At 78.0% G+C, this 6,631-nt stretch carries 2 protein-coding genes and 2 pseudogenes; 1 reads left to right on the plus strand and 3 read right to left on the minus strand.

All coding sequences use genetic code 11. From position 1 onward, the window contains the following. Positions 1–106, plus strand: a pseudogene (locus tag ABZ135_RS38460) (DUF6009 family protein); the annotation flags it as partial. Between the two features lie 42 nt (positions 107–148). Here the strand turns inward: ABZ135_RS38460 and ABZ135_RS38465 are convergent. The 3 genes and pseudogenes from ABZ135_RS38465 to ABZ135_RS38475 all read right to left on the minus strand — a co-directional run. Beyond that, complete coding sequence (locus tag ABZ135_RS38465; RefSeq protein ID WP_356703029.1) at positions 149–5,101, minus strand: hypothetical protein; 4,953 nt, start codon at positions 5,099–5,101, stop codon at positions 149–151. 127 nt (positions 5,102–5,228) lie between these two features. Next, a complete protein-coding gene (locus ABZ135_RS38470) occupies positions 5,229–6,143 on the minus strand; it encodes a hypothetical protein (RefSeq protein ID WP_356703031.1) in 915 nt (304 codons plus the stop codon). Beyond that, positions 6,140–6,631: pseudogene (locus ABZ135_RS38475) on the minus strand (hypothetical protein); the annotation flags it as partial. The pseudogene ABZ135_RS38475 and the gene ABZ135_RS38470, both read right to left, overlap by 4 nt.

Genomic DNA, 6,631 nt, shown 5'->3' on the forward strand with positions numbered 1-6,631 from the left:
CCACCGCGACGGGCGAATGGTCGGCTATGCCGTTCTCGCGACCAGCGCCAAGGCGTCCCGAGCTTCCGGAACGTTCCGACGCCGTGTCTTCTGGCCCGGCCCCCATTCCGGGGGCCGGGCCCAACGCCTTCGTCATGACCGCCCCGCGCTACTCCGCGGCGGAGGCCGCGTCGGAGACTGAGTCCGGGGCCGAGGCGGGGGCCGGGACCGGGGAGGGCGCGGGGTCGGGGGCGGGGGCGGTGGCGGGGTCGGGCGTACGCCGGAACATCCGGGTCGCCGTGATCTCGCCGTGGATCGTCTCGCCCTCCGCGCTCGGCTGCGGCAGGCCGGGGCGCAGGTGCTCCTCCACGCTGATGTACTTCAGGCCCGCCCGCAGGTCGGCGTCGTTGCGCAGCCGGATGACCAGGGGGAACTCGGCGAGCGCCGTCGTGTCGAACAGGCCCGTGGTGTAGAGGAGCTGCACACCGAGCGCGTCCGACACGGCCCGCTGGAGCTCGAGGAGATACGTGGCGTTGGCGCGGCCGATCGGATTGTCGAGGAACAGGGTGCCCGCGTGGCGGTGCTTGTCGCGGCCCCGGTCGTTGGAGCGGAGCGCGGCCATCGTGCAGTAGAGGGCGATGGCGGCGGTGAGGAGCTGGCCGCCGGAGAAGACGTCGCCCATCTGCCCGACCGGCACGCGCTCGGCGCGCAGCACCGCGTCCGGCTTGAGGATCTCCACGGCGACGCCCTTCGGTTCGAGGGCCGCCTGCACACCGCGCAGCAGCAGGGACATGCCGTCCCGGCGCAGGTCGGAGTTCTTCCGGACGGCGGCCCGGGTGGCCTCGTCGATCACCTCGCCGAGCCGCTCGGTGAGCGTGGCCTGGTCGGGCTCCTCGAAGCGGATGCGCAGGAACTCCTGGCCCGACCACTCCCCCAGCCCCTCGGGGAGCCGGGACAGCCGCTGCGCGGAGCGCAGGGTGGCGAGCGCGGACTCCACCAGGCCGCGCAGCCGGTCCACGATCGAGTCGCGGTTGCGCTCCAACTGGGCCAGCTCGTCGGTGAGCACGCGCAGGCGGGGCGCGAACGCCTCGGCCCACTTCGCGGCGTGCTCCGGCAGGGCGGCCGCGGGCAGTTCGCGGATCTGCTGGCGGGCCGGGGTGCGGACCTGCTCGAAACGGGTCGAGTTGGCGTGCCGTACGAGGATGTCACCGGCCTCGCGGACGGCGGCCTCGGCGGCCGACAGTTCGGCCGCGCAGCCGCGCAGCGAACGGCGGGCCTCGGCCGCCGCGTCACGGGCCTCCGCCGGCGAGCCGGGATACGGCTCGGGCTCCTCCCCCTCCTCCTCCGCGTGGTCGCGCAGCAGGTCGCGCAGGAGCGCGGCGGTCTCGTCGAAGCCGCCGGCGGCGTCCTCGGCGGCCCGGTGGGCCTGGAGCAGTCCGGCGTGGGCGGCGCGCGCCGCCTCCAGGGCGTCGGTGCGGGCGGCGAGTTCGGCGGTGGCCGTACGGAGCAGGGCCTGGGCGTGGTCGGCGTCGGCCGGGATCAGTTCCTCGGGCAGCTCGGTGTGCGCTTCGCCGTCCTCGGGGGCGAGCCGTTCGGCCTCGCCGCGCAGCCGGCCGAGCTTCTCGCTGGCCTCGGAGGCGCGGGTCTCCAGCTTCTGTACGAGGGCCTCGGCGCGGGCGGCGGCGGCCTGGCGGGAGGGGCCGTCGGCACCGTCCATGGACTCCAGGAGCTGCTCGGCGCGGGTGCGGACCTTGTTGGTGAGCCGGTCGAGCTCGGCGAGGGCGGCGGACTCGTCGCTCTCGGCGCGGGCCTGCTCGGCGCGCAGGTCGGCGCCGACGCCGACCTTCTCGTACACCTGGGAGGCGGCGCGGTATGCCTCGCGGAGGGCGGGGAGCGCGACGCGCGGCGCGTCGGCGTCCTGCTCCGGCAGGTTCTCCGGGGCGCCGGCGATCTCGGCGCGCTCGGCGCGCAGGGCGCGGGCGGTGCGGTGGGCGTCGTCGGCGGCGCGCTGGGCGGCGCGGCGGTCCTCGTCGGCGGCGCGGGCCCGCTCCAGGCAGGTCTGCGCGCGGGCCTCGCACTCGGCGGCCTCGTCGGCGAGCTCCCGCAGTCTGGCCTGCCAGGCGGACCGCTCGCGCAGCCGGAAGGCGAGGCCGGCGAGCGCGTCGGCGGCGCGGCGGGCGCGCTGGGCGGCCTCCTGGCGCTCGTCGCGCACCCGGGCGGCGTCGGCGGCGGCCTCCTCGGCCTCCGCCCGTACCGTACGGGCCTCGGCGAGCGCGGCGACCGCGGCCTCGGCGGCGGTACGGGCCGAGGCGGCGGCAGCGGCCAGTTCGGTGAGCATGCCGGGCGGGCAGTCGGCGCGCCAGGCAGCGATGCGGGCGGCCAGGGAGCGGTCGCCGGCGAGCCGGGCGGCCAGGGAGCGGATCTCCTCGTCGCGGGCGGCGGCGCGGGCGCGCAGGGCCTGGCGCTCCTCGTCGGCGGCGTGCTCGTCGTGCATCGCCGGGTTCGGCGGCACGAGGAAGACCTCGCCGTCCTGCCCGGAGTCGGGCGCGGGCACGGGGGCGAGGAGGGCGGCGGCGGTGCCGACCGCGACGGTGGAGCGGGGCAGCAGGGCGGCGCCGCTCAGCACCTCGCGGGCGCGGCCGTACGAGACGGGGTCGGTGATGACGACGCCGTCGACCAGCTCGGGGCGGGCGGCGAGGACGGCGGCGTGGTCGGCGGGGTCGACGGCCTGGGCGAGGTAGCGCCAGCCGGGCAGGGCGGGGATGCCGTGCTCGCCGAGGTACTCGACGGTGGCGAGCACGTCGGGTCCGGGCGGCAGGAGGCCGCCGTCGCCGAGGGCGCCGAGGATGCGGTTGTCGTCGGCGGCGGCCGTGCGCAGGTCGAAGAGCTGGCGCTCGGCGGAGGCGATGGACTGGTCGAGCAGGGCGCGCAGGTCGTCGGCGTACCGGTCGAAGTCGGTGACGGTGAGGGGGCCGTGGGCGGCGGCGCGGGTCGCGGCGGGGCCGAAGGCGGCACCGGGGGTGGCGGCCGCGGTGCCGGGACGGTCGCCCGGGCCGCCGGGCTCCTGGCGGCGGCCATCGGACGCGTGCTCGCCGGCCGGATCGTGGCCGTCGGCAGCCCGGTCGCCGGGGCGGTGGTCACCGGACGGGGAACCGGCGGGACCGCCGGTGCCGTCGCCGCGGCCCCCGGCGGCCGCGGGGCCGGTCTGGCCGGGAACGGTGCCGGGGCCGGGGCCGGCGGCGCCGGAGCGCTGGCCCGGCAGCGAGGACGTGGGGGTGCCCGGCAGGCTCAGCAGCTCGGCCAGGCGCTCCTCGGCGGCCAGCGACTCGGCGGCGCGGCGCTCGGCCTCGTAGGCGTTCTCGGCGGCCTCGGCCGCGTCGGAGGCACGGGCGGCGGCGAGTTCGGCGCGGGATTCGGCGGCGGCGGCCTCGCGGGCGCGCTCGGCGGTCGTGCGGGCCGCCTCGCGGGCCGCGTCCCACGCGGCGACGGTGGTCTTCTCGGCGTCGCTCGCGGCGAGGGCGGCGCGGGCCGGGTCGGCGTCGGGGGCGGTGTCGTCGAGCCAGCCGGCCCGGACCGCCTCGGCCGTCTCCTGCTCGACCTCGGCGAGGCGCTGGCGCAGGTGGCCGGCCTCGCTGCGGGCGCGCTGGGCCTCGGTGGCGGCGGCGGTGGCGTCGCGGTGGGCGGTCTCGCCGGCCTCCTGGAGGGCGGCGGAGCGCTCCTCCTCCTCGGCGGCCTGCCGCTCGCCCTCCTCGGCGGCCGCGGCGAGCGCCCGTACGAGATCGGCGGCGGCCTTGGCGCGGGCGGCGAGGGCCGGGGCGGCGTCCCGCTCGGCCTCGCGGATGGCGGCGGCGACGCGCGCGGAGCGGTCGCTCGCGGCCCGGTGGCGGAGCACGGACTCGGCGGCCTGCCACGCGGCGTGCAGGGTGCGGGCGTCGGAGAGCTCGCGGCGCTGGGACGCGGCGCCCTTCTCGGCGGCGGTCAGGGCCAGGGAGGCGTGCCGGTAGGCGAGTTCGGCGGCGATGAGGGCGCTGCGGCCGCGGGCGGTCTCGGCCTCGGAGACGGCGTGGGCGGCGGAGGTGACCTGCTGGGCGAGTTCGGCGGCCCGGCCGCGTTCCCGGGCGGCGCGGGCGGAGAGCCGGCGGGCGAGGGTGCGGGTGCGGCGCTCGGCGCCGGCGTGGACGTCCCGGGCGCGGGCGCGGGTCTCCGCGGCCTCCACGATGCGGGTGAGGAGGTCGACGGAGCCGGCGGTGAAGTCGCGTTCGGCGGTGAGTTCGGCGCGGCGGCCGAGCTTGTTGCCGAAGCCGCTCACCAGGTCGGCGAGGCCGTCGGTGTCGCGGGTGTCGGTGACGGCGCGCAGCAGGAGGTCGGTGAAGTCGGAGTCCTTCTTGACCGCGAAGAGGCCGGCGGCCTCGCCCTCGTCGGCGTTCATCTCGCGCTGGTAGCGGAAGAGTTCGGGGTCGAGACCGAGGTCGCCGAGGTGCTCGTTCCAGCGGTCGTGGATCTCCTCCCAGTAGACCTCCAGGTGCGGGTACGCCTTGCCCGCCTCGGTGAGGGCGTCGCGGAAACCCTTCATGGTGCGGCGGCGCCCGGTGGCGCCGGAGGTGCCCTCGGCGGGCGGGCGGACGGAGGTGGCCTCGGCGACGGGCAGGTTGTCGAGGCTGAGGCCGGGGCCGGGGCGGAAGGAGTACCAGGCCTCGGCGAACTTGCGGGGGTCGTTGGAGACCTGACGGCCGCGCCACTCGCTGGCCTTGCCGACGACGACGAGTTCGCCGGTGAGGGTGTGCTGCCACTCCAGGGCGACGTGGCCGCAGTCGTCGGCGAGGAGGAACTTGCGGAGCACGCCGGAGCTGGCGCCGCCGAGGGTGTTGCGGTGGCCGGGCAGCATGACCGAGAAGATCAGCTTGAGGAGGACGGACTTGCCGCCGCCGTTCTCCAGGAAGAGCACGCCGGCGGGGGCGGGGCGGCGCGGCGGGCCGACCGGCTCGTCCTCGAAGAACTCCGCCTGGGTGGGGGCGGGGTGGGGCACGGGCGCGCCGACTCCGCGCAGGTCCAGGACGGTGTCGGCGTAGCGGGCACCGGCCGGGCCGATGGAGTAGAGGCGGACCCGGGACAGCTCGTACATGCGGCGGACTCTCGTGCTTGTCGTACTCGGTCGGGACGGTCGGTTACGCGGTTACGGGGTTACGCGGGGCGGTTCGCGGTCACGCGGTCACGCGGTCACGCGCTGACGCGCTGACGCGCTGACGCGGTCACGCGTGGAAGGGCAGGCCGGCGTCGGCGGCGATCTCCAGGTCGTCGCCCTCGGGCGGCGGCAGGAGCGTCGCGGTGCCGTCGCTGACGGGGACGATGCCGAGGTCCAGGAGCTCGGCGAGGGCGGCGCTGCCGGCCATGTCGCGGACCTGGAGCTGGTAGCGGGCGGTGGTGCGGTAGGAGCCGCCGGACTCGTCGCCGGTGCGCTGGAGGAAGCCGGAGTCGGTGAGGAACGCGACGGCCTTGCCGACGATGCCGGTGGTGGAGCCGGCGAGTCGGCGGGCGTCCTTGGTGGCGCCGGTGGCGCTGCGGCGGGCGTAGATCCGCCAGGCGGCCTCCAGGCCGGGGGCGTCGGTCTCGGGGTCGGTGTTCTCGCCCTGCTGCTCGGCGCGCTCCTCCAGGCGGCGGCATGCCTGCCGGACGAAGGCGTCGACGCCGTTGACGGTGAGCCGGCCGATGTAGCCGTCGTCGGCGAGGTCCTCGGGACGGGGGAAGGCCATGGCGGCGACGGCGAGGTGGGCGAGGCCGTGCAGAAACCGGTCGGCGGAGTCGGTGGCGGCGCGGCGGGCGTAGTCGCCCATGCGGACGGCGAAGACGGAGTCCTCGCCGGCGGTGACGGCCATGCCGGCGCGCGGCGAGACCTCCAGGACGACGAGGCCGAGACCGGTGGCGACGGCGTCGGCGAGGCGCGCGAAGGCGGGGTCCTCGCGGTAGCGGCGGAGCAGCTCGGCGTATTCGGCGTCGCGGGCGGGCAGCAGCTTGGGCTGCAGCCCGAAGGAGACGAGCCGGGCCGCGTCGGCCGCGTCGGCGGGCGTCAGCGGGGCGGGCGCGGTGGGCGTGGCGGGCGCGGCAGGGATCTGGGGGGCCTCCGGCTCGCTCCACGCGTCGGTGTGCTCGACGTGGTGTTCGCTCACGGCTGGGGCTCCTCGGGACGGTGGGTGGGTTCGGGCAGGGGAAGACGTACGGGCGTGACGGCGACGGGCGGCGGCGCGACCACCGGCTCCTCGCCGGCCCGCTCCCCGCGCGGCAGCGGCACGCCCCGCACGAACGGCCGCACCACGGGCCCGCTCCCCGCCCCCACGACCACGGCCCCCACCCGCGGCCCGTCCCCCACCGGCTCCGTCCCGGCGACGACGGGCCGCTCCACGGCGACACGCGTCACCCGCAGGCGGGGGGCGGGGATGTCGCCGCCCTGAGCCGCGACAGCCTCGTCCGGACGGTGACCGGCGGTGGCCTCCGGCGCCGCACCCTCGACGCCGGCCCCGAGGCGCGCGCCGGACGCGCCGGAGCGCGCCGGGGCGGGCGACTCGCCGCCGGCCGAGTGGCGGTCGGCCACGGCCGGGGCGGCGGTCGGCGCCGTACCCGCAGCGCGAGCCGCATCGGGCGCGTGGTCAGCGGCGGA

It is taken from the genome of Streptomyces sp. NPDC006339 (assembly GCF_040612775.1).
Taxonomy (GTDB): Bacteria; Actinomycetota; Actinomycetes; order Streptomycetales; family Streptomycetaceae; genus Streptomyces.